Source organism: Clostridium sp. (genome assembly GCF_036642255.1).
Lineage (GTDB): Bacteria > Bacillota > Clostridia > Clostridiales > Clostridiaceae > Clostridium_J.
Genome location: NZ_JAVWDJ010000004.1, coordinates 158180 through 181962, shown reverse-complemented (window position 1 = coordinate 181962; position 23783 = coordinate 158180). Strand labels below are relative to the sequence as shown.

At 30.7% G+C, this 23783-nt stretch carries 23 protein-coding genes; 1 reads left to right on the top strand and 22 read right to left on the bottom strand.

The window, feature by feature from the left end; genetic code table 11:
• Window positions 1–140: 140 nt before the first annotated feature.
• The 6 genes from RR409_RS03690 to RR409_RS03665 form a co-directional block, all read right to left on the bottom strand.
• Window positions 141–950 carry a Nif3-like dinuclear metal center hexameric protein gene (locus tag RR409_RS03690; RefSeq protein WP_332556365.1) on the bottom strand — a complete coding sequence of 270 codons (810 nt, stop codon included), beginning with the start codon at window positions 948–950 and terminating at the stop codon, window positions 141–143.
• Window positions 941–1630, bottom strand: coding sequence for a class I SAM-dependent methyltransferase (locus RR409_RS03685; protein ID WP_332556372.1), 690 nt, complete (start codon window positions 1628–1630; stop codon window positions 941–943). Before RR409_RS03685 ends, RR409_RS03690 begins: the two co-directional genes overlap by 10 nt.
• 70 nt (window positions 1631–1700) lie before the next feature.
• On the bottom strand, window positions 1701–2588 hold the full coding sequence (locus RR409_RS03680) for a PH domain-containing protein (RefSeq protein WP_332556364.1): 888 nt from the start codon (window positions 2586–2588) through the stop codon (window positions 1701–1703).
• A 79-nt stretch (window positions 2589–2667) separates the two neighbouring features.
• Window positions 2668–3723 (bottom strand): RNA polymerase sigma factor RpoD, encoded by a 1056-nt coding sequence (gene rpoD / locus RR409_RS03675; protein WP_332556363.1) that lies wholly within the window; start codon window positions 3721–3723, stop codon window positions 2668–2670.
• Between the two features lie 21 nt (window positions 3724–3744).
• Window positions 3745–5514 carry a DNA primase gene (dnaG, locus tag RR409_RS03670; RefSeq protein WP_332556362.1) on the bottom strand — a complete coding sequence of 590 codons (1770 nt, stop codon included), beginning with the start codon at window positions 5512–5514 and terminating at the stop codon, window positions 3745–3747.
• A 299-nt stretch (window positions 5515–5813) separates the two neighbouring features.
• Entirely contained in the window at window positions 5814–6830 is a 1017-nt protein-coding gene (locus RR409_RS03665) for a deoxyguanosinetriphosphate triphosphohydrolase (RefSeq protein WP_332556361.1), read from the bottom strand.
• Window positions 6831–7168: 338 nt separating this feature from the next.
• On the opposite strand from RR409_RS03665, the gene RR409_RS03660 reads away from it, so the two are divergent.
• The gene (locus RR409_RS03660) at window positions 7169–8233 is read left to right on the top strand and encodes a CotS family spore coat protein (protein WP_332556371.1); all 1065 of its coding nucleotides are present in this window, start codon (window positions 7169–7171) and stop codon (window positions 8231–8233) included.
• Between the two features lie 145 nt (window positions 8234–8378).
• Here the strand turns inward: RR409_RS03660 and ppdK are convergent, their stop codons facing one another.
• From ppdK to RR409_RS03580, 16 genes are all read right to left on the bottom strand, one after another.
• On the bottom strand, window positions 8379–11012 hold the full coding sequence (gene ppdK / locus RR409_RS03655) for a pyruvate, phosphate dikinase (protein WP_332556360.1): 2634 nt from the start codon (window positions 11010–11012) through the stop codon (window positions 8379–8381).
• 80 nt (window positions 11013–11092) lie between these two features.
• Window positions 11093–11725, bottom strand: coding sequence for a helix-turn-helix transcriptional regulator (locus tag RR409_RS03650; RefSeq protein WP_332556370.1), 633 nt, complete (start codon window positions 11723–11725; stop codon window positions 11093–11095).
• 281 nt (window positions 11726–12006) lie between these two features.
• The gene (locus RR409_RS03645; RefSeq protein WP_332556359.1) at window positions 12007–12636 is read right to left on the bottom strand and encodes a DUF4342 domain-containing protein; all 630 of its coding nucleotides are present in this window, start codon (window positions 12634–12636) and stop codon (window positions 12007–12009) included.
• An 18-nt stretch (window positions 12637–12654) separates the two neighbouring features.
• Window positions 12655–13419: a DNA repair protein RecO gene (recO, locus tag RR409_RS03640; RefSeq protein WP_332556358.1), complete on the bottom strand. Its 765-nt coding sequence runs from the start codon at window positions 13417–13419 to the stop codon at window positions 12655–12657.
• 27 nt (window positions 13420–13446) lie between these two features.
• Window positions 13447–14328 (bottom strand): GTPase Era, encoded by an 882-nt coding sequence (gene era, locus RR409_RS03635; RefSeq protein WP_332556357.1) that lies wholly within the window; start codon window positions 14326–14328, stop codon window positions 13447–13449.
• A gap of 9 nt (window positions 14329–14337) precedes the next feature.
• Window positions 14338–14736, bottom strand: coding sequence for a cytidine deaminase (locus RR409_RS03630; RefSeq protein ID WP_332556356.1), 399 nt, complete (start codon window positions 14734–14736; stop codon window positions 14338–14340).
• A 223-nt stretch (window positions 14737–14959) separates the two neighbouring features.
• Entirely contained in the window at window positions 14960–15658 is a 699-nt protein-coding gene (locus tag RR409_RS03625; protein WP_332556355.1) for a diacylglycerol kinase, read from the bottom strand.
• A 63-nt stretch (window positions 15659–15721) separates the two neighbouring features.
• On the bottom strand, window positions 15722–16222 hold the full coding sequence (gene ybeY / locus RR409_RS03620) for an rRNA maturation RNase YbeY (RefSeq protein WP_332556354.1): 501 nt from the start codon (window positions 16220–16222) through the stop codon (window positions 15722–15724).
• A gap of 1 nt (window position 16223) precedes the next feature.
• Window positions 16224–18335, bottom strand: coding sequence for an HDIG domain-containing metalloprotein (locus RR409_RS03615; RefSeq protein ID WP_332556353.1), 2112 nt, complete (start codon window positions 18333–18335; stop codon window positions 16224–16226).
• Between the two features lie 180 nt (window positions 18336–18515).
• A complete protein-coding gene (gene yqfD / locus RR409_RS03610; RefSeq protein ID WP_332556352.1) occupies window positions 18516–19670 on the bottom strand; it encodes a sporulation protein YqfD in 1155 nt (384 codons plus the stop codon).
• Complete coding sequence (gene yqfC / locus RR409_RS03605) at window positions 19663–19953, bottom strand: sporulation protein YqfC (RefSeq protein ID WP_332556351.1); 291 nt, start codon at window positions 19951–19953, stop codon at window positions 19663–19665. The genes yqfD and yqfC overlap by 8 nt, the downstream gene beginning before the upstream one ends.
• A 114-nt stretch (window positions 19954–20067) precedes the next feature.
• Window positions 20068–20517: a GatB/YqeY domain-containing protein gene (locus RR409_RS03600; protein WP_332556350.1), complete on the bottom strand. Its 450-nt coding sequence runs from the start codon at window positions 20515–20517 to the stop codon at window positions 20068–20070.
• Window positions 20518–20541: 24 nt separating this feature from the next.
• Window positions 20542–20718 (bottom strand): 30S ribosomal protein S21, encoded by a 177-nt coding sequence (gene rpsU, locus RR409_RS03595; protein ID WP_010292600.1) that lies wholly within the window; start codon window positions 20716–20718, stop codon window positions 20542–20544.
• A 240-nt stretch (window positions 20719–20958) separates the two neighbouring features.
• Complete coding sequence (locus RR409_RS03590) at window positions 20959–21303, bottom strand: histidine triad nucleotide-binding protein (protein WP_332556349.1); 345 nt, start codon at window positions 21301–21303, stop codon at window positions 20959–20961.
• A 289-nt stretch (window positions 21304–21592) separates the two neighbouring features.
• Window positions 21593–22894 carry a tRNA (N(6)-L-threonylcarbamoyladenosine(37)-C(2))-methylthiotransferase MtaB gene (gene mtaB, locus RR409_RS03585; RefSeq protein ID WP_332556348.1) on the bottom strand — a complete coding sequence of 434 codons (1302 nt, stop codon included), beginning with the start codon at window positions 22892–22894 and terminating at the stop codon, window positions 21593–21595.
• Window positions 22894–23646 (bottom strand): 16S rRNA (uracil(1498)-N(3))-methyltransferase, encoded by a 753-nt coding sequence (locus tag RR409_RS03580; RefSeq protein WP_332556347.1) that lies wholly within the window; start codon window positions 23644–23646, stop codon window positions 22894–22896. The genes mtaB and RR409_RS03580 overlap by 1 nt, the downstream gene beginning before the upstream one ends.
• Window positions 23647–23783: the final 137 nt, after the last annotated feature.

Sequence of the window (23783 nt, the reverse complement as noted above, 5' to 3'; positions counted from 1 at the left end):
TCGCCTCCACTGGGAGTTACCCAGCACCCTGCCCTATGGAGCTCGGACTTTCCTCCCCTGAAGTTTCCTTCAGCGGCGATTGTCTGGCTTACTCGCAAGAACTATATTATCATATATGTATTTGAAATGCAAATAGTATTTTATGCTAAGTTATATGGGTCAAAGGTATATGTTGAAATTATTACCTTATTATTATGTCCCATATCTTTTAATATGTTATTTAATCTTTTTCCTATAATCTTCATCGGTGGCCACTCTGTTACAAAATGACCAGCATCAATGATAGCTATATTATCTTCTCTCATATCACTAACATGGTGATATGAAGTGTCCCCTGTTATTATACAATCGCATCCTTTTAACCTTGCTAAATTAAAGTAATCTTCACCGCTGCCATTAATTAATGCAATAGTATTAATCTCTTTATTTTTATCACCAACATATCTTACAAAAGGAGCATTGTATTTTTCTTTTACCTTATTGCATAATTCAAGTAGTGTGGTTGGACTATTAACTTTAATTATTCTTCCTACACCATTATTATTATTTTCTATATTACTATTAACTTCTAATACTCTATAGTTATTGTACCCAAGTAATTCTGTTGCTAAGTCATTTAATCCTTCTTGTACAACATCTAAATTAGTGTGACTGGAATACACATTAAGCTTATTTTCTATAAGTTTAATAATCTTTCTTCCAAGTAAAGTATCTGTTGTTATAGTTTTTGGTTTTAAAAATAACACTGGATGATGAGTTAATATAACATTACATTCTTTTTCCATTGCCTCATCTATAACTTCAAGGGTTACATCCAGCGCTATTAAGATTTTATTAACTTCTACTTCTTTATTTCCTATCATTAATCCAACGTTATCATAACCTTCAGCAAACTTAGTTGGTGCCATGGTTTCCATAATTTTTATAATATCTTTTATCTTTAAAGACATTGTAAGAACTCCTTTAGCTTTTGTATAATCCTTCTCAATTCTTCTTTACGCTTCCTAGATAATTCTGTTTCCTCATTCAAGTTTTCATAAACTCTAGTATACTTGTTAAGTTTAAATTTTATATATTCCTTAAATAAAGGTTCTTTTTTATTAAGAAGTATTTCACTAATTTCATAGTATATAGGTTCTACTTCCCTTTTATTACTATCATACTTAACTTTAATTATTTCATAGTATTTTTCTTCATCTTTTACTATAACCTCATCCAAGATAGTATATCCACTTTTATAAATGTACTCTCTTAGTACTTCTGGATTTTGCACAGGTTGAAGTACTGCATAGTTAAGAGTTTTAAAAACTCCTTTACTCTCTTCTATAATATCCCTAATCAAATTCCCACCCATACCTGCAATTATAGCTGCATCTACCTCCTTGGGTTTAACAGTAGTTAATCCTCCCCCAAGTCTGCAACTAATTTTATTTCCTAGGTTATAATCTTTAACATTGTTTTTAGCCTTCTCAACTGGACCCTTATTTATATCACTGGCCACTGCATAGTCCAGTATATTGTTTCCTACTAGGTATATAGGGATGTATCCATGATCCGTACCAACATCCACAATACTTTTTACATTATTTATTAGATTACTAATGGTTTTTAATCGATTGCTTAACTCTATGTTTTTCACCTTTATAATTTGCTCCTTAAAATTTTATGGAATTCTCAATTCTTTAGTACTTCACAATTTTTTACATCGCACTTACTATAATTCGTATTTGAAGAAGTAAAAATATTACTGCTATTAACAATGTTATATATAAATATCTATACGCTGTTTTTCTATCATATTTTGCGCAAAAATACGCTGCATAATACATGCAGAAAAGTAGCGCCATATTTAATGCACCATAAATCATTTGTGTAAATGCAAATTGCCTATCAGTCCCCATAGTAACTGGATTAAATGATGCATCAAAAGTAAGAGGCATTATATTAGGTAAACTATGAGTAAAATAGAGTATTAACGGTGTTACTGTAATAATTACAATGATTATACTTGTCAAAAATAATGGAGTCTTGAATTTTTTATCTTTATATATCTTATTTGGTTTGTTAAACTTAACTTCCCATTGTGTTTTATAAATATTGTTATCATTTAAGAACTTCTCAAATTCTTCTACATCCACTGGAGAAATAGCATAACTAATGTCATCAGTTTTTAGATATATTACAGAGGAATTATTGGTAGCAAACATCCTTGTAGTTCCTAAGGTCTTAATCACATTACGACCAAGAGCAAACTTATTTGATGACACTCCCGACAATCTAATTCCACTAATTTTTCCTGATAATATAGTATATCCCTTTATGCTTGAAAGTGGTATTGCGACCCTTTTTAGATTTCCTACAGCTAATATTTTAATTTCATATTCTGTACAAACATATTTTACGGTAAACCATAGAAAAATGTGATATAAGTAAAATATATTACATGAAATCAATAACACTCTTAGTAGATTTAAAATTATATAAGAGGTTGTTGTAGTCATTAAAATTAATATTAATGCATTATACATTAATAAAATAAGTATAGTAGGTATTATTTCAAAACTTTTAATCGCTCTAAATACTTTCATTCTTTTACCACCTCATGAAAATTATAACATAAAAATACAATATGGTAAATTCTAAAAAAGAACACCAAACAAGGTGCTCTTAATCTAAATAATCCTTTAATTTTTTACTTCTACTTGGATGTCTTAATTTTCTAAGTGCTTTTGCTTCAATTTGTCTTATTCTTTCTCTAGTAACATTGAATTCCTTACCAACTTCTTCTAGAGTTCTTGCTCTTCCATCATCAAGACCAAATCTAAGTCTTAAAACCTTTTCTTCCCTCGGAGTTAATGTGCGCAATTGGCTGATTAACTGCTCCTTTAGCATTGTAAATGCAGCTGCTTCTGCTGGCGCTGGAGCATCATCATCAGGAATAAAATCACCTAAATGACTATCTTCTTCTTCTCCAATTGGCGTCTCAAGAGATACTGGTTCTTGTGCTATTTTCATTATTTCACGAACCTTATCTACTGACATATCCATATGTTTTGCAACTTCTTCTGGTAATGGCTCACGACCAAGTTCTTGGAGTAATTGTCTTGATACTCTTATTAACTTATTTATGGTTTCAACCATGTGAACAGGTATTCTTATTGTTCTTGCTTGGTCAGCAATTGCTCTTGTTATTGCCTGTCTTATCCACCATGTAGCATAAGTACTAAATTTAAAACCTTTTCTATAATCAAACTTTTCTACTGCTTTTATAAGACCAAGATTTCCTTCTTGTATTAAATCAAGAAATAACATTCCTCTACCAACATATCTTTTAGCTATACTTACTACTAATCTTAAGTTAGCTTCTGCAAGTTTTTTCTTTGCATAGGAATCTCCCTCTTCAATTCTTTCAGCAAGATTTATTTCTTCATCAGAAGAAAGTAGAGGTACCTTTCCTATTTCCTTTAAATACATTCTAACTGGGTCATCTATAGCAATACCTTCTGGTATAGAGATATCAATTTCTTCTTCTACTTCTGGAGCATCTCCAACAACATCAATATCCATAGATTCAAGTACTTCATATATCTTCTCTATTTGTTCTGGACTTAAATCTACCTCTTCAAGTTCATCCATTATCTCCTTATAAGTTAATGAACCCTTCTTCTTACCTTTTTCAATCAAGGTTTTAACAATTGCTACCTTTGCACCTTTATCCTTCATCACATTACCTCCTTTCCAGGTTTATATGTTACTTATTTCCTTTTGTAAATCTATAAGCTCTTGAGCTAATTTTATTGATTCTTCTACTTGACCCATGGACTCACACATCCTAATTTTATTCATAATCTCTTTCTTCGACTCCTCTAATTTAAATTTTTTTATTTCTCTGATACAATCATGAATCATTTTCTCCATATCGTATTCCTTTAATTTAATTTGGAGTTCTTGTATATTTATCCATTCCTTTGTGCATTCATTATCTTCAGCACATTTTGTATCGATTTTAGAAATTTTTTCTTTATAGGGTAATTTATCATACTCTACTATTAAATCATAAATGAACTTATGACTCTCCATAATGAAATCATCTTTTTTTATATGATTTAATATATAGTCGAAATTTTCCTTATCATTAACCATTATCTTAAGAAGGGTCCTTTCCCCTTTAACATAAGCAGGCTCTAAATATAATTTTTGCCCAAAATCCACATTAATATTATGTTTTTCTTCATTTTTTGAAGTTTTTTTAAGAATTTCTCTTGTACTCTCTAAAATTCCCTCTTCACTTATTCCAGTTTTTTGCGAAACTTGTTTTACATACACTTCTCTTTCAATAGAATTCAATGAAGCAAGTATTATAGACACCTCATTTACATACTTTATTATCATTTCTCTATTGGAAAAATTTATTCCATTTTCTGCTTTTTTTAATCTATAATCTATCAAAGGCAATGCATTATCTATAAGTTTTAAAAAGGCGTCTCTTCCATTAGCTTTAATATAATCATCAGGATCTTTGCCCTGTGGTACTTGAAGAACTCTAATATCAAAACCCTCTTTTTTTAAGATTTCCAATCCTCTTAAAGTTGCATTTTGCCCTGCAATATCCGCATCAAAGGAAATTATGACATTATCTACATATCTCTTTAATAATTTACTTTGGTATTCTGTCAATGCAGTACCTAATGTAGCTACCACATTAGTTATTCCATGTTGATGAAGTGATATACAGTCCATATATCCTTCTACTATTATGACTGTTCTATTCATGTCCTTTTTTACTGCAAAGTTTAAACCATAAAGATTTACTCCCTTTTTAAATAGTGGTGTTTCTGGTGAATTTAGATATTTAGGTTTAGAGTCATCCAGGACTCTTCCGCCAAAACCAATAACCTTTCCATTATAATCAAAAACAGGAAACATAACTCTGTTCCTAAATCTATCATATATGGATCCTTTTGGACTTTTTACTGTAAGGCCTAAATTCAGCATTTCCTCCTCATTAATACCTTTGCCTTTTAAATAATTTCTGAGGTTATGCCAGTCATTTAATGCAAATCCAAGTCCAAATTTTTTCATGGTTACATCATCAATACCTCTATTTTTAAAGTAAGAGTATGCATTTTTATCTTTTCTTAAATTACTATAAAAGTATCTTGCAGCCTCTACGTTTATCTTGAACATTCTTTCATGTTTGCTGCGCTCTTGCTTCTTTTCAATGTTTTCTTCAATATCAATACCTACTCTTTCAGCAAGTACCTTTACTGACTCCGGAAATGTTAAATTTCTAGTTTTCATTACGAAACTTATAACATTTCCCGCTTCACCACAGCCAAAACACTTATATATTTGTTTATCTTTAGAAACAGTAAAGGATGGTGTTTTCTCATTATGAAAAGGACAAACACCACTGTAGTTTCTACCTGCGCGCTTTAATCTAACAACATCAGAAACTACATCTACTATGTCATTTTGTTCTTTTACTTTTTGAATGACTTCTTCTGAAAACACTTAATGATTCCCACCTAACTACAAAGTCCACCCTTATTTTTTCGACAAAAAATCGTATATTCCTTCTTTTATTTGAACTTTTTTTTATTATTTTGCAATAATTGTTATTATTATATTCTGTGTCAAGTCATTTTTTCCTTCACAAAAAAAATATTTAATAAATTATAAATAAGTTTCACTATATTATATTGTGTAACAAACTTAGAAATATGCCATACTATTCATATTTCTAAAAATTCTTATTCGATAAAAAATTATTTTTAAGTATATTTAATAATTATTTTCTATTTTAAAATTTATTATTTTGGTAGATAAATATCATTAAATAAGCTGAGACAATATTCATCGCTCATTCCTGCAATATAATCTCCCACTCCTTGTGCTAATCCTTCATTTTTTGCAATTACTTTATAAAATTCTGGAAGTTTATCTGGATGATTATAGAAATGTTTATAAACGTGAATCAATACAAATTTTGCTTTATCCCTTTCCACTTTTAAAATATCTCCGTTATAAATATTTTTAAACATAAAAGTTCTCAAGCCACTTAAAGACTTCTCGACTTCTAGCGATAAAGAAACGAATTTCTCCCCTTTTTCTATATTGTTAATGGTGTTATAAATACAATCCTTAACTAAGGTGTCTATTCTTTTCCCATGAGTTTTACCTAGTAAAGACAAAAATTCCTGTGGAATTTGATTCTCTTTTAAAAGACCCGCTCTTATGGAATCATCAATATCATGATTTACATACGCAATTTTATCACTATATTTAACAATTTGTCCTTCTAAAGTATATGATTTTTTAGAGGCATTAGAAAATCCACTGTGATATAATATTCCATCTAAAACTTCTTCCGTAAGATTTAACCCCTTGCCATTTTTTTCGATGCGAGTAAGTACCCTTACACTATGCTCATTATGCTTAAATCCCTGAGGTAATAACTCATTTAATACTTCTTCTCCATTGTGAGCAAAGGCTACGTGCCCAATATCATGCCCAAGTGCTATAGCCTCAATCAAATCTTGATTTAATCCTATCCCCGCTCCTATAGTTTTTGCAATTTGAGCAACTTCTAAAGTATGAGTAAGTCTAGTTCTATAATGATCATTCCAAGTTTTTATATACACTTGTGTTTTCATTTTTAATCTTCTAAAAGATTTACAGTGTATTATTCTATCTCTATCTACCATATAGCAGGTTCTTATATCATCCTTTTTTTCCTCTCTTTTTCTTCCACTTGATTCAATTGAATGAGCACCTTGCGGTATTAAAGTCCTTCTTTCCACATCTTCTATTCTTTCTCTAATTTTCACTAAATCTTCCTCCATAAAATTATAGATTTCATGATTTTTTTATTTTAGCATTCCTACTCAATCATAAAAGCAATCAACATATATATTAGATATTTATATTAGATATTTATATTAATTATTTAAAATTTTCATCCTAGATTTCACATTATATTTAATATTTGTTTTAAAGGTCTCCTGTTTTTTTATTTTACAAATATATATGTATAAATATTGTTACATATTATTGTTTGATTGTGTAATATTTGTTACCTATTCAGTAATATATTTGTATTATGAGTTCATAATAGAAACATTTTTATAATAAGCTTATAATGCAAATGTTTTTAAGGGGTGTTATGATGACAACAGTAGCTGTAAATAAAAATAATATAGAACTATTATCTGAAAAAAATGTAAAAAAATACGTTTTACCCTACTATAATTTACATAATGCAAAAATATCTCAAGTAAAGTTTAAAAATACTGATAAACAGAGAGCAGTATATAAGGTTTCTCATGGTAAAGCAAACTACTGTCTTAAAAAAGTTTATTTTCCTGTAAATGAACTATTATTTGTTTACTCCGCAATGGAGTGGTTATATAGATATGGAATAAAAGTCCCTAGAATTCTTTCCACTATTGATCATAGTAGATATGTTATTTATGAAGATATGCTTTTTATCTTAACCCCCTGGGTTGAAGGTGAAAAATGTGATTTTGATTCTGTTAAGCATACACTGTTAACTAGTGGTAACTTAGGTAAAACTCATGATATATCTAAAACCTTCAAACCAATTCTAGGTAGTATGGAAAAAGTAGGCTGTAGTAATTTGCATAATTCCCTAAGTAAACATTATGATAACTTAAAAAGCTATTGCAATCTTGCTTTTAAGCATAATGATACTTTTTCAAGAATTTATCTAGATAACATGGAGTCAAGTTTTCTTTTAGCTAAAACTGCTCATGATGTTTCATTAAGTATTAATGAAAGGAATCTTTCTAAATCTTTATGTCATAATGATTATGTTAGTAAGAACATCATTATAGATAACAATGATGTATGGCTTATTGATTTCGACAAGTGTAAATATGACTACTGCTCTTTGGATATATCTTATTGTCTAAGAAGGCTTTTACGAAGAGATAGTACAAAATGGAACGTTGACTTAACCATAAACTTTCTGCAAGAATATGAAAAATACAATAACCTAACCTTAGATGATTATAAGTACATTCTCGCTTACCTGGCTTTTCCACAAAAATACTGGAAAATTTCAAGAGATTATTATGCAAATATCTCTAAATGTAATAAAAAAGCTTTTATCTCCTTGCTTGAGAAAGCAGTGGTTCAAAATAATGATCAACTTATCTTTGTACGTAAATTTATTGAATACATTGAATTCAAATTTGATGTGAAATTATAAGAGCTGGCCTAAATAAGCCAGCTCTTTATTTTAATTATAAAGCTTAACAACTCTGCAAATAAGTTGTCAATCTATTTTACTTCCAAGCCATACAACAGTTTTTATCATAGTCCTAATGTGTATAGTACTTAGTTAAGCAAAAATATTATTTTCTTGGATTTTTAACTTCTGCTTGAGCTGCAGCAAGTCTTGCAACTGGAACTCTAAATGGTGAGCATGATACATAGTTTAATCCTATGTTGTGGCAGAATTCCACTGATGATGGATCTCCACCGTGCTCTCCGCATATTCCAAGTTTAATATCTTTTCTTGTTTGTTTTCCTAATTTAACAGACATCTCAACAAGTTTACCTACTCCTGTTTGATCTAATCTTTGGAATGGATCAGACTCATAGATTCCTTTGTCATAGTAATGCTTTAAGAAGTTACCAGCATCATCTCTAGAGAATCCAAAGGTCATTTGAGTTAAATCATTAGTACCAAATGAGAAGAACTCAGCTTCTTTAGCAATCTCATCAGCTGTTAAAGCAGCTCTTGGGATTTCTATCATTGTACCAACCATGTATTTAAGCTCAATACCTTTTTCAGCTATTATAGCATCAGCTGTTCTTGTTACTATATCTTTAACATATTTAAGCTCTTTAACTTCTCCAACAAGTGGAATCATGATTTCTGGAACGATGTCATAACCTTTTCTTGTTTTAACATCTATAGCAGCTTCGATAACCGCTCTTGTTTGCATTTCAGCAATTTCTGGGTAAGAAACAGCTAATCTACATCCTCTGTGTCCCATCATTGGATTGAACTCATGTAAAGATTCAACTGTAGCTTTTAACTCTTCGAAAGTTATTCCTAATTCTGCAGCTAATTCTCTGATTTCATCATCAACATGAGGTAAGAACTCATGTAGTGGTGGATCTAAGAATCTGATTGTAGCTGGTCTATCAACTAACTCTTCATAAATTCCTATGAAGTCTTCTCTTTGCATAGGTAATAATTTTTCTAAAGCTTTTCTTCTAGATATCTCATCTTTAGCAACGATCATTTCTCTGATACCCATGATTCTGTCTGCTTCGAAGAACATGTGCTCTGTTCTGCATAGTCCAATACCTTCTGCTCCATATTTAACAGCTTGAGCTGTATCTCTTGGAGTATCAGCATTTGTTCTAACCTTTAAGCTTCTTATTTCATCAGCCCAAGCCATGAATGTTCCAAAGTATCCACTTATTTCTGGCTCAACTGTTTTTATTTGTCCAGCATATACATTTCCTGTGCTTCCATCTATAGAGATGAAATCTCCTTCATGATAAACAACTCCGCCAACTTCGAAAGTTTTAGCTTCTTCGTTAACTTTGATGTCTCCACATCCAGCTACACAGCAAGTTCCCATTCCTCTAGCAACAACAGCAGCGTGAGAAGTCATTCCCCCCCTAACTGTTAATATACCTTCAGATGCGATCATACCTTCGATATCTTCTGGTGAAGTTTCAAGTCTTACTAAAACAACTTTTTCTCCTTTTTCATGAGCAACTTTTGACTCTTCAGCTGTAAAGTAAACTTTACCACAAGCAGCTCCTGGAGATGCTGGAAGACCTTTAGCTATTACAGCCGCTTTTTTCATATCATCAGCATCAAAGTTAGGATGTAATAATGTATCTAATTGTTTTGGTTCAACTTTAAGAATTGCTTCTTCTTTAGTTAACATTCCTTCCTCAACTAATTCAACGGCAATTTTTAGAGCAGCTTGTGCTGTTCTCTTACCATTTCTAGTTTGTAGGAAGTATAGTTTTCCTTCTTCTATAGTGAACTCCATATCTTGCATGTCTCTATAGTGATTTTCTAAAGTGTTTACTATATCCATAAATTGTTTGTAAACTTCAGCATTTTCTTTTTCTAATTGCTCAATTGGTTGTGGTGTTCTGATACCAGCAACAACGTCTTCTCCTTGAGCATTCATTAAGTACTCAGCAAATATTTTCTTTTCTCCAGTAGATGGGTTTCTTGAGAAAGCAACTCCTGTACCAGAAGTTTCACCTTTGTTTCCGAATACCATTTCTTGAACGTTAACAGCTGTTCCCCAGCTTCCTGGAATGTCGTTCATTCTTCTGTATACGATAGCTCTTGGATTGTTCCAAGATCTAAATACAGCTGTTATAGAAGCTATTAATTGTTCAGTTGGATTGCTTGGGAATTCTTCTCCCTTAGCTTCTTTATAGAATGCTTTAAATTGATTAACTAATTCTTTTAAGTCATCAGCATTTAACTCAGTATCAAGTTTAACGCCTTTAGCTTCTTTCATTTTGTCCATGATTTCTTCAAAATGTTTTTTCTCAACTTCCATAACAACATCTGCAAACATTTGAATAAATCTTCTGTATGAGTCATAAGCAAATCTTGGGTTGTTAGTTTTGTTTGCCATAACTTCAACAGTTTGATCATTTAATCCAAGATTAAGGATTGTGTCCATCATCCCTGGCATTGATGCTCTAGCACCAGATCTAACTGAAACTAATAATGGATTTTCTAAGCTTCCAAATTGTTTACCTGATATTGTCTCTAATTCAGCCATTTTTGCATGAATTTCTGCAACTATTTCAGGTGCTATTGTTTGGTTATCATCATAATATTTGTTACAAGCTTCAGTAGTTACTGTGAATCCCTGTGGAACTGGAATTCCTATACTTGTCATATCAGCAAGGTTTGCACCTTTACCTCCAAGAAGATTTTTCATAGAAGCGTCACCTTCACTAAAAAGGTAAACGTACTTTTTGTTATCCATGGTATACACCCCTTTGTTTAATATCTATAGTTTAATAAGTAGAAGAGTTTTATATAAAAGTATTATTCAAATAAAAGATTCTACTCATCTTCACCCATTTTTACAAATAATTTTGTTATAGTTGTTTTGGAAATTTTACCTACTATTTTGAAAACTTCAGTGTTTTCTGATACTATCTTTTGCACTACTGGTAAACTATCTACTTGACGCTGAATTATTTTATTCGCAGCATCGTAAACAGATTCATCTTCATAAACATAAACTATATTTGGCATTCTAGTCATGATAATGCCAATGGGTACCTTATGTATATCAATTGTTCCCATTATTGTCTTAATAAAGTCTTTTCTTGAAACAGCTCCCACTAAATAACCATTATTTTCTATAAATAGTGTTCCTGCATCATTTAAGAAAATATTTAAAATTGCTTCATAAACTGTAGTTTCTTCTTTCACTACAGAAGGTTTCGACATTACGTCTTTAACACTCATAGTTTTAAAGTAATTTTTGTTTATTCCTTCTACTGGTTTTTTACCAAATATGTATCCAACCTTTGGCCTTGCTTCTAAGTATCCACTCATGGTCAGTATTGCAAGATCTGGTCTAAGGGCGGAACGAGTTAACCCCAGCTTTGCTGCTAGTGCCTCACTGGTGATAGGTGCATTTTCTTTTACTAAATTTATTATTTCTTGTTGTCTTGCTGAGAGTTTAATGTGTTTCGCCGCCTTTCAATGTGAATTAACGCAGACTTTACATAAGTTATAAGAAGATAAATAAGTTGACATATTTTCCATAGTCTTTATTATAACATGATATTATAACAAGTAATACAATTTTTCAATGTTTTTCTTAAATTAACCATAAAATATTAGTAATTTTAATATAAAATAAAGCTACCATTTCTTATTTTTGTTAAATTTTATAAAATTTATACATTTGTTTATCAATGATAATTTAATTTTCCTATGCTACAAGAAAAAGTTAGCAACCAGTGCTAACTTTCTTTAGAATCATCATCATCAAATTTTACTGTATAAGTAAAGGTATTAACTTCATTTTCTTTGTCTTCACTATCACTATAGTTCTTATCTTTATCAGCGTTAGTAAACTTTTCCTTTATATCAGCTGCTGCGTCATGGGCCTTTTCTTTAATGTCTTCTGCTGCATCATATGCTTTTTCCTTTGTATCTTTAAATGCTGATTTTATAATTTTGCTTACCACTTCTACAGAACCATCTGCTTTTGTTATTTCTATTTCCAATTTAGTTATTAACGCTGTTGCAGTACCTACTACTAGTAAAATTGGTTGCAATAAAGCTACAATCCCAATAGCAATTCCTGCATTTACAGGAATATCAATAAGAACTTTTTCATCTTTTTTAACCTTAACTCTTCTTACATTACCTTTTTTTATAATTTCTTTCATATAAGCTATGAAATCTTCAAAGGTAATAGACATATCTTCCATAAAGGATTTTGAATCTTTTTCTTTTATCTTTTCATGGTAAATCAGTGCTTCCACTACATCTCCATCACATTTTTCCAAAAGTTCTCTAGCTTCACTATAGCTTAATTTAGTTCTGCTTCTAATTATATCAATTTTCTCTAAAGTAATTTCACTCATGATTTATACCTCCTACTTTTATTCTTTATCTATACTTACTTCTGGTATAGCTTTAAAATAATCCAACATGGAAAGACTTTTAGGTTTTCTAGAATAGTTTAAAGCTATAAAATTAGTAATTATCTTAAATATTTCTTTTTTTGTTAATTCATTAACAGATAATCTCGAAACCTTCTCTACATCTACAGAATTTAAAAACTTTAACACATTATATGTACTTTTTGACATAAGTGTTCCATGAGCTTTCTCGCACTCTTCACAAACTGCACCAAAATACTGAAAAGATAAAAAACTTGAATTATTAATCTTTCTATCACAAACAGCACAATTTTCAAGATGAAGTCCATAACCAGTAGACCTTAACAGTTTGAGTTCAAAGGCTCTAGTAAGAAGTTCAAAATCTACCGCTTTATTTTTCAAAAGATAAAAACAACTTACTACATCCCTAAACAAGGAAATGTAAGCTTCCTCTTCACAAGCAATATCTATAAGCTCATTAAAATATGATCCATATATTAGGGTATCGTAATCATTTAATATATCTTGAAAAGATTCAATAATTCTCCCCTCATTTAGAGTGTATAAGCTTTTTCCCTTGTAAACTACAAATTCACCAAAACAAAATGGTAAAGTTAAAGAAAAGTTTTTATTTTTATTTTTTCTAGCTCCCTTGGCAAGCACAGAAATCTTACCTAATTCTTCAGTAAAGAGCCAAATCAGTTTATCATTTTCTTTATATTCTTGGGTCTTAATTACTATAGCTCTTGTTTTTACAGTATTCAATAATAAATCATCCCCTAAACCTTAGGATTATTTATATCCTAACTCCTTAAGCATAAATCCACTATCTCTCCAGTCTTTTTTAACTTTAACCCAAAGTTTTAAATTTACCGGTGCATCAAAGAACTTCTCTAAGTCTTGACGAGCATAAGTGGAGATTTTCTTTAACATTGTTCCATTTTTTCCTATTATTATGCCTTTGTGAGAGTCTTTTTCACATAATAGATTACCTTCAATACTGTATCTATTTTTTTCATCCTTTTTCATCTCTATTATTTCTACTGCAATCCCATGTGGAACTTCCTTTGATAACAATCTAAGTGCTTTTTCTCTAATAGTCTCTGTAACTATAAATCTCTCTTGTTGATCTGTAATCATATCCTCAGGATAATACATAGGACCCTGTGGTAATTGCTCTTCTATAAGCTGAATTACCTTATCTACATTTTTCCCATTCAATGCTGAAATAGGAATAATTTCTTTAAATTGAAATAACTTTGAATAGCTAGTCAAAGTTTCAGCTACCCTGGTTTCAAGATTTTCATCAATTTTATTTAAAATTAAAAACACAGGTACATTGCATTGCTTTAACTGTTCTAAAATATGAATATCCCCTTTATTTATTTCTTCATCAGGGGTAGTTAAAAATAGTACAACATCTACTTCATTAATTGCATCCTTTGCCACCTTAACCATATACTCACCAAGCTTATGTCTCGGCTTATGCATTCCTGGGGTGTCCACAAAAATTATTTGATGTTCCTTATTTGTATGAATTGTTTGTATATTGTTTCTAGTAGTTTGTGGTCTGCTAGATACTATGGATAGTTTCTCCCCCATTATATTATTTAGTAAGGTAGATTTTCCTACATTTGGTCTTCCAATAATTGTTACGTATCCTGATTTAAACATAATTCCTCCTTATTTAAATAAGTCTTCTTTTGTAAAGGCTCCTGGTAATATTTCTTCTAAAGTTTTCTTTACATATTCTTCTTCGTTTTTTATTAATATTATCTCTATATCTTTACTTGCAAATTCAGCTATTACTTGCCTGCAAATTCCGCAAGGTGCAGTAAAGGTTGACATATCGCCAACTACAGCAATCTTTTTAATCACTTTATGTCCTTCGGAAACTGCCTTAAATATAGCTGTTCTCTCACCACAATTTGTAGCTCCAAAAGAAGCATTTTCAATATTGCAACCAGTAAATATACTTCCATCTTCTGTTTCAACCGCAGCACCTACTGGGAATTTTGAATATGGTACATATGCTTTATTTCTTGCCTCTATAGCTAATTTTACTAATTGTTTGTCCTCCACAATAAATTCCTCCTAAACCTTGTATTTATAAGTAATGGCCAAGTTAACTTTATTTAATCATTTCACAGATTTAGCCTACCATAATAGCAATAAATTCTGTAGAATCCCCGTGTGTTCTAAGAAAATAAGTTTTTTTGTTTATATGAATAACTCATATCACATATTTAGATTTAAGTACATAAATTATACCACTAATGGATTCAATTTCAACGCATTTAAAATATTATCCTAAGAATTGATAGAGTAGTAGAGTTAAAAGAGAACCAAAAGCCGCTCCAAACACAACTTCTAATATGGAATGTACTTCTGAATCTACTCTGCTTTGGGCAACAATTGCTGCTAATAAATATGACAAAATCATAATTAGTGGTTCATCTGTAAGTAAAGTGATTGTAGTGGCTACAGAAAATGCAATTGCACTATGACCGCTTGGCATCCCACCCTTTAAAGGTGTTCCCTCATCATATATTGCTTTAACTACAACTGTTGCTATGCTTACTACTACCAACATGAGAAAAATCATGTGAGGACTGGAATTTTTAATCTTTGACATCATTATAATTGAAAATGGCAGCACTCTGTCATAAAATATGATGTAGGCAACAAAAAGGGCATTTATAGCTGTAATTAGCACTGCTCCTGCCGCTACATTTTTTGCAATCTTAGCTAAGGGATGATAATAGTTAGTGGTAGCATCAATGGCACATTCTACTGCTGTGTTTATCATTTCAGATACAATTACTATAGTTATTGTAATTGTTATTATTAAAAGTTCTATCTTACTTAAGTCATAAAAAAAACAAGCCGTTAGCACCAAAATAGCTACTATCATATGAATTCTCATATTTCTTTGAGTTCTAATAGAATATATAATTCCTTCGATAGCATAATTAAAACTATCCACTAGTTTCTTTACCTTCATTGCATAACCACCTTAAACAAAGTTGACATGGTATTTTAACCATGCCAAACCTTTATAATTATTTTATCTATTAATATTGAATCTATTCAATATTTCTTCCTCTTGCCTTCTCATTTTATACTTATCCTCTTCTTCCATATGATCGTAGCCAAGAAGATGTAGTATAGAATGCACTACAAGGTAACAAACTTCTCTTTCGAATGAGTGTCCATATTCTTCACTTTGTTCTAGGGCCCTCTCAAGGGAAATAGCCATATCTCCCAATACTAGATTGCCTTCATTTAATTCACTAATATGAAACTTAAACTCTTTATACAAGTCTTTAAAAACCTTGTGCTTTGTGTACTCTAACATAGGAAAAGATAATACATCTGTGACTTTATCTATATTGCGCATTTCCATATTAATTTCTTTTATTTCTTCATTATCTACAAAAATCACACTTATTTCACAAGGTATATTAACGTCTTCTTCCTTTAGAGTATATTGAACAATTTCCATAATTTCATTTTCAAGGTCTTGATTTACAATTATTTTATCCTGTCTATTATCTATATAAATCATGTTATTGCTCCTTTTTCTCAACGACTTTTTCTTTTGGATATTCAATTCTTTCATGATATATACCTGAAAGCACCTTTAAAAAAGCCTCTCTAATATTTTTCACATCTTTAAAGGTTAGATCGCAATTTGTTAGTTGATTTTCTTCTAATCTCCCTTTAATGATATTATCTACCATGACTTCTATTTTTTCTTTAGTTGGAGCTTGTATAGATCTTACTGCCGCTTCAACGCTATCTGCTAACATTACAATAGCTGCTTCTTTACTTGCAGGAGCTGGCCCCTTATATTTATAATCCTCTTTTTTTACATCATCAGGATTTTCACTCTTATTTTTCATAGTTATATAAAAATACTTTACCAAGGAATCTCCATGGTGTTGCCCTACTACATCTATTATAATTTGAGGTAATCCATATTTTTTTGCAAGCTTTACTCCATCATCTACGTGAGAAAGAATTATTAAACTACTTAGCGATGGCTCAATGTTATCATGAGGATTGTCTATACCTATTTGGTTTTCTTTAAAATAATATGGTCTTTCTAATTTTCCCACATCATGATAGTAAGAAGAAACTCGTGTAAGTACCGGATTTGCCCCCACACTTTCAGCCGCCATTTCAGCAAGATTTGCAACAAGTACAGAATGATGATATGTACCTGGAGCTTCAAGTAGAAGTCTCTTCATTAATGGATGATTAGGATTTGAAATCTCTAACAATTTAATATTTGTTACTAAATCAAACATATTTTCTAAAAAAGGAAGTATTCCTATAGCTAATATCCCTGAAATTATTGCTGATATTCCTGTAGTTAGCGACTTTTTAGCTATCTCCATGGTATTGGTACTTAAAAAATAACCAATTATAGCAGTGAATATTACGCTTATTATAGAAACATATAGTGATGAGTAAATTATATCATTTCTTTGCTGTATTCTTTTTAAAACTATTGGAACTACTATTGCATTTAGTAGAGCAATTAAAGTAATGTCTATTGAAAACTTCACTAAAAAAGATATAAATACTACGTTGAGCACACTTACTATTACAGAAATTTTCTCATCTAAAAGTATATTCAGCAATATAGGTGCGCAAGCAAAAGGAATTATATATGGGGAAATTATTCCCATTGTTCTTCCTAATACTACAGCTATAACAGTAAGTAAATTTATCACAACAATCTTACTGTAGTTATTATATACACTTTCATGTTTTGATTTTATATAAATCCATTGTAATCCAAGTATTCCAACTACCATGCCTAATAAACTTATATGAAGACTTAGGCTAAATGATTTATCCTTGTTCAAAAGGCCTAATGTTCTTAAAATATCTATTTGTGCTTCTGTGACAGGTTCACCTTCATTTACAATGGTTTGATCTTTTTTTATAATCACCGGTTTAACATTTTTAGTAACCTCTTGTCTTAATTCCTCTGTCTTTTTATGATCGATAAAATAATTTGGTTTAACTTGAGTATATCCTATTGCCATACCCAAATCTTTAATATTTTTAGAAAAACTCGAGTTGTTAAAAGTCGCAGTTATTACTCCTTGAGCAAGCACTATATCCTGTGGTTTGTTCTCATAAATCACCGTTGTATCAAAGAATTCATTCACAGAATCCAGTATAAATTTACTTAACTCATCCAATTGCTTATCATCCAGGTTTACTAATATATTATAGTTTTCAACTGATAAATTGGAAATAGGGGATTGCTCCATAACCTTTTTAACCTTTTCTATCTGCAATTCTTCTGAAGTTTTCTCCTGTTCTTGTGTAGCAATTTGAACAGTTTCTTTATTAACTTTTATTACTATTTGGAATAAACTTTCAATGCTTTGCAATGCATTTTTCTTAACATTTCCATCATAGCTATACATATCTTGAACATGCCTTAAAGCTTCTTCTATGCTCTTTTGTGTAGTTATTCCATCTTCAATATCTTTTGGTGCCTTAATACTTACTTTCGCAATGTCTCCCACAGCTAAATCATACTTTTGCGTTATTAAAGAAGAACTTAAAGTAAAATAAAGTAAAAGTACAGTAATAAGAAATATAATATATGGTTTTGTTTTTGGAAAATTAACTCTTCTTAAACTTGTGTAACCCATTATTACCACCTTTTTCTTGTGATTTCAGTACACTTACATTAATAATTTATATTATTTTATTTTTCTATAAACCTTTAGAAAATCTTATAGTTTCCTGTGCTTATGATTTATCAATAAAAAACAAATCGTTTATTAATTAAGTAGTGTATTATTAAGGCCGCGCTAATTAGAAGATAATTTTTAATTTCCAGTAACAACCGTGTTGTTATCGGAAGCTACTTCATCCTTTGCAATATCCTCTTCAGCAATAACCAATACCTTAATCACATATTTTTCCTCTACTTTTTCAATCTTAGGGGTAACTTCAACTATATTTACAGACTTATCCAGATTTAGTCTTATTTTATTTTCAATTTCCTTTGCAACTGCTTCAGGATCTGTAGGCTTGGATTCTTCTTTTACCTCATAATAAGTCTCACTTTTAATTATTCCCCTATTATTTTCTATTCTATCATAAACTTCAAAGTTATTTAATGAATTTTTCATATAAAATTTCTTACCTTTAAACAATAAATAATAGTTCTTCAATAAATTTCCTGTTCTAACTCTCTCTGTGGTGTAAATTGGCATCTCGGCAAATTCTTCATAAAAGGTCCTAGCAAAAACTTTACCTTCTGCTTTTATACTATAAACCTTTCCTTCTTTCCCCTGTTCTCCCCTTATTAACAAATCTCCCTTTTTAACAACCTTTCCTGGCTCAGTAGCCGCTGTTCCTGCCGTAGTATATATTCTCTCCACAACTCCATCCATATCAGCTACAATATTTCCTGTAAGCTCAGGTTCTTTGATTTTAGGAGGTGCTTGTCTTTCTACAACCTCTATAGATAACTTCGAGCCTTCCACTCTAGCTTTAACCCACATAACTTCATCCGTATCTCTAATAATTTTTTCCTCTAATTTAGCAACGTCAAAGGATGATTTTTTCACTCCAGTGGTTATACCATAACTTTTTACTAACATTCTTAATTCTAAAGGTGTTAAATAATGCTTTGTTATTATATCTATCTTCCAAATAAAACTACTTAAATAATATAAAATACTGAAAAATATTATAATTCCGCCTAATAGTAATTTTCTTTGTCTTGCTTTTATTAAAAGAAATAATAGCCCATTTCTCTTTTGTATTCTTATCTTACCATCGGTCTTTCTTACTGCTTCTTCGAGTAACCCATAATCACAAAGTCTTAAATCTAATGTAATAGATGCTACATTATTTTTCTTAACATTTCTTGTTTCAACTCCATTTTTCCATAGATAATTTAATATTTTTTCAGGATTTAAAGTTTGAATCTCTACTACTATATAACTTTTTCTATACTTATTTAACTTATTCATTCTCATCAAACACAACAGACTTAAATTTTCCACTTAAGGCTATGGTGCTTCCCCCTACAAAAATAATTTCAAAGTTGAATCCTGAAATGTGAACAATACCTATGGAAGTTTTAATTTTAATTTCACTTTCTCCAAAAAATATAACACCCTTGTGATTTTCAATGGAAATTTCACTATTTGATATAATTGTTACTTTAGGTAAATCAAGTACCATTTCTCTAGGCAAATCTAGTTTTGTAATCATAGATTCTTTTATTCTCTGTAATTTATCACTCAAATTCATCACCTCATCATAGCTTTGTAATTAATTTAAAAAGACCCTTCTAAATTTTATGTTAATGATGAAGGATAAATTACTAAAATAAAAAAACAAAAGAACTCAGATAATCTGAGTTCTTTATTTATTCAAATATTCTTTAACTATTTGACTTACTATTTTTCCATCTGCACGACCGTTTACTGCAGGTCTAATGTCAGACATAATTTTTCCCATATCTTTCATGCTATTAGCGCCCAGTTTTTCCGCTGACTCAACAATAATTTGTCGAACTTCATCTTCAGTTAACTGCTTAGGAAGGTATTCTAACAAGATTTCGATTTCTACATTAGTATTTTCAACTAAATCCTGTCTATTTCCTTTTTCAAACTCAATAATGGCATCTCGCCTTTGCTTGACTTCCTTAGCTAAAACCTCAATAATTTGGTCATCATTAAGACTTGAACCGTCGGCTTTCTCAGCCATTAGAATAGCAGCTTTGGCCATACTAATTACACTTGCCTTAAACTTATGCTTTTGCTTAAGAGCATCTTTCCAGTCCTGTTGTAATCTCTCCTTAAGGGATGACATTAATTCAACCTTCTTTCAAAAATTCTACTTGAATTTTCTCTTTCTTGCAGCTTCTGATTTTTTCTTTCTCTTAACACTTGGTTTTTCGTAATGCTCTCTCTTTCTAACTTCTGAAAGCACACCAGCTCTAGCACATTTTTTCTTAAATCTTCTTAATGCGTTCTCTAGTGATTCGTTTTCTCCAACTTTGATTTCTGACATTTATATCCCTCCCTCCGCTAGCTCAATTCTAATTTAAATTAAAAGTAGCCAATGCGGGGCCTAAATAGCACAGTATCAATTATACAATCGGCCTTTCATAATGTCAAGATTTTCGTTATTTTTTTCCTTTATTCCTTTGACTATATTCTTGAATCCTACTTTTACTAATTTGTACTAATAAAGTTTATTGTTCTTTAGTCTCTCCCAAGATCCTTTAACTTAGTTAACTTAGTGTTTAAATTATCCTGGTGGCCAGGTAAGGCTTCGTCCCCCTAGCAAGTGAAAATGTAAATGACCTACTGTTTGCCCTCCATTTTCACCTATGTTAGTTACTACTCTGTATCCTTCATTATCTATCCCTAATTCCTTAGCTAACTTTGATACTGTTAAAAATATGTGAGCTACAATTTGTTGGTTTTCTTCATTTATTGCATTTACAGATGTAATATGCATCTTTGGAATTATAAGAACATGTACTGGTGCTTCTGGATTAATATCCTTAAAAGCTAATACCTGGTCGTCTTCATAAACTTTAGTGCAAGGTATTGCATTATTAATTATTTTACAAAAAATACAATTCTCCATAAATTCACCTCCCGTGTCATTTATTATACTTTCATTAATTCTAGAATATTATTCCATAAAAATAACTTTTAGCGTTTATGTAAATAATATTTCCTTTGGTACTATAGGGTTACTTAATTAAAATTTATTTTATACAAAAGACTCGATGGCAAAAAATCTAATGTTATAACTTTAAATTGCAATATTATTTATATTCACAAGTTTATGAATAAGTTAACTTTAATCCTAGTAATCCCTATAAGGATAACTTAGTACATGAATTTTCTATTATTACTTATAATATCAATACTTATATTTGCCCTATAGTGTTTTCATTTTCAACATCTATAAGCTTTGTAGAAATAATCTTTCCATCTAGCTCTTGTGTTTCACTATAAGTTACTACTTTAATATAGTTTGGAGTATATCCTACATAATAATTTTCTTTACCTTTAGCTTCTTCCTCATATAGCACATCCATTTTTGTATTCAAGAACTTCTCCATAAATTCCTGCTCGTTCTTTAAATTAAGTTCAATAAGCTTGTTACTTCTTGCTTCCTTTATATTTCCATCCACCTGAAATTCCATATCAGCTGCTTTTGTCCCTTTTCTGGGGCTATACTTAAATACATGGGTTTTAGAAAGCTTAATTTTACTTAAAAATTCATAAGTAAAATTAAATTCCTCTTCTGTTTCCCCTGGAAAGCCTACAATTATATCTGTGGTTATAGAAACATCTGGCATATGCCTTCTTAAGTTTGTCACTACTGTTTTATAATCCTCTGTAGTATAATGTCTATTCATTCTTTTTAAAGTGGCATTGCAACCACTTTGAAGGGATAGATGAAAATGTGGACACATCTTTTTAAGAGCTACAATTTTATCTATTGCACCCTCACTGAAGAAAGTTGGATCTATAGACCCAATTCTTATTCTTTGTATTCCTTCGGTTTTATCAATTTCTTCTAACAATCTTACTAAATTCCAATCTCCCTCTAAATCTACACCGTAGGAAGCAGTATGTACTCCTGAGATAATTATCTCCTTAAACCCATTTTTAGCTAATTCTCTAACTTCTGACATAACTTTTTCAGGTGATTTGCTACATACAGCTCCCCTTGCAAAAGGAATTAAACAATATGAGCAAAACCTATTACATCCATCCTGGATTTTTAAGAATGCTCTAGTTTTATCTTGATAATCCTCAATGGATAGCTCCTCAAACTGGTTATTCTTAAGTACATCATTTACTTCTACTACTTGCTTTCGCTCTTCTCTTGCTCTATTTACCCAGTAAACTATATCACCTTTATTTCTGCTACCTAACACTACGTCTACCCCTTCTATTTGAGATATCTCATCTGACGCAATTTGTGAGTAACATCCTACTACTGCTACAATAGCCTCTGGATTCTTACGTTTTGCCCTACTAATCATTTGGCGAGACTTCTTATCCCCCATGTTAGTAACAGTACATGTATTTATTACATAAACATCTGAAAACTCATCATAGGATACTACCTCATATCCATCTTTAATAAATTTTTCTGTCATAGCTTCTGATTCATATACATTAACTCTACATCCCAATGTAGAAAAAGCAACTTTCATTATATATTTCCTCCTAGATCTCCTAATTCATACATTAGGAGGCTTAGAGCTACAAAGCCAGCAGTTTCTGTCCTTAATATTCTCGGCCCTAAGGTTACAATATAAGCACCCACCTGCTTTAAAGCTTCAATTTCGCTCTCCTCAAAGCCTCCTTCTGGTCCTATCACAATCCCTACACTTTTCACTATTTTATTCTTAACTTGGGCAGTTAGATATTTTATACCTTGCCCTTCTTGATTTTCATAGGGAACTACAACTAAATCATATTTCTTTAAACTTTCCAATAACTCATTAAATTCAATAGGTGTATTAATTATAGGAATCAAGCTTCTCTTACTTTGCTTGCAAGCTTCGAGAGCAATCCTATTCCATCTATCAACTTTTTTAAACTCAGAAAGTTCTGCCTTAACCACAACTCTTTCAGTTATTATTGGCGTTATCTGGGATATACCAAGTTCAGTGCATTTTTGTACAATAAAATCCATCTTTGCTGACTTTGGCATACCTTGATAAAGATGTACCTTTAAATCGCTTTCATTATTTAGTTCAATTTTCTCTAAAAGATTTACTTTAACTTCCTTTTTATTTACTTCTTCAATTTCCCCTAAGTATTCGTTACCTTCTCCGTCATTTATATTTATCTTATCCCCACTTTCAAGTCTTAAAACTTTATAAATGTGCTTAACATCTTCCCCTTCAATGACGCAGCTACTTCCAAAAATATTTTCCTTTAAAACAAAAAACTTGTGCATAGATATAATACTCCTATCTTTATAGAATATCTATAATCTAATATGATTTTCCAGGGATAAGTATCTAACGCTGGTATCATAAACAAATCCCCGAAAATTATTAATTTAGGTTAGACTAAGTTTTATTCATTATTAGT

Bases quoted from the DNA above. Each gene is read 5' to 3' on its own strand.
- RR409_RS03690 (WP_332556365.1), bottom strand. From the start codon at position 950: ATGTCTTTAAAGATAAAAGATATTATAAAAATTATGGAAACCATGGCA.
- RR409_RS03680 (WP_332556364.1), bottom strand. From the start codon at position 2,588: ATGAAAGTATTTAGAGCGATTAAAAGTTTTGAAATAATACCTACTATA.
- rpoD (WP_332556363.1), bottom strand. From the start codon at position 3,723: ATGAAGGATAAAGGTGCAAAGGTAGCAATTGTTAAAACCTTGATTGAA.
- RR409_RS03660 (WP_332556371.1), top strand. From the start codon at position 7,169: ATGACAACAGTAGCTGTAAATAAAAATAATATAGAACTATTATCTGAA.
- ppdK (WP_332556360.1), bottom strand. From the start codon at position 11,012: ATGGATAACAAAAAGTACGTTTACCTTTTTAGTGAAGGTGACGCTTCT.
- RR409_RS03645 (WP_332556359.1), bottom strand. From the start codon at position 12,636: ATGAGTGAAATTACTTTAGAGAAAATTGATATAATTAGAAGCAGAACT.
- era (WP_332556357.1), bottom strand. From the start codon at position 14,328: ATGTTTAAATCAGGATACGTAACAATTATTGGAAGACCAAATGTAGGA.
- RR409_RS03625 (WP_332556355.1), bottom strand. From the start codon at position 15,658: ATGAAGGTAAAGAAACTAGTGGATAGTTTTAATTATGCTATCGAAGGA.
- ybeY (WP_332556354.1), bottom strand. From the start codon at position 16,222: ATGATTTATATAGATAATAGACAGGATAAAATAATTGTAAATCAAGAC.
- RR409_RS03615 (WP_332556353.1), bottom strand. From the start codon at position 18,335: ATGGGTTACACAAGTTTAAGAAGAGTTAATTTTCCAAAAACAAAACCA.
- yqfD (WP_332556352.1), bottom strand. From the start codon at position 19,670: ATGAATAAGTTAAATAAGTATAGAAAAAGTTATATAGTAGTAGAGATT.
- yqfC (WP_332556351.1), bottom strand. From the start codon at position 19,953: ATGAATTTGAGTGATAAATTACAGAGAATAAAAGAATCTATGATTACA.
- RR409_RS03600 (WP_332556350.1), bottom strand. From the start codon at position 20,517: ATGTCATCCCTTAAGGAGAGATTACAACAGGACTGGAAAGATGCTCTT.
- rpsU (WP_010292600.1), bottom strand. From the start codon at position 20,718: ATGTCAGAAATCAAAGTTGGAGAAAACGAATCACTAGAGAACGCATTA.
- RR409_RS03590 (WP_332556349.1), bottom strand. From the start codon at position 21,303: ATGGAGAATTGTATTTTTTGTAAAATAATTAATAATGCAATACCTTGC.
- mtaB (WP_332556348.1), bottom strand. From the start codon at position 22,894: ATGAAAGTTGCTTTTTCTACATTGGGATGTAGAGTTAATGTATATGAA.
- RR409_RS03580 (WP_332556347.1), bottom strand. From the start codon at position 23,646: ATGCACAAGTTTTTTGTTTTAAAGGAAAATATTTTTGGAAGTAGCTGC.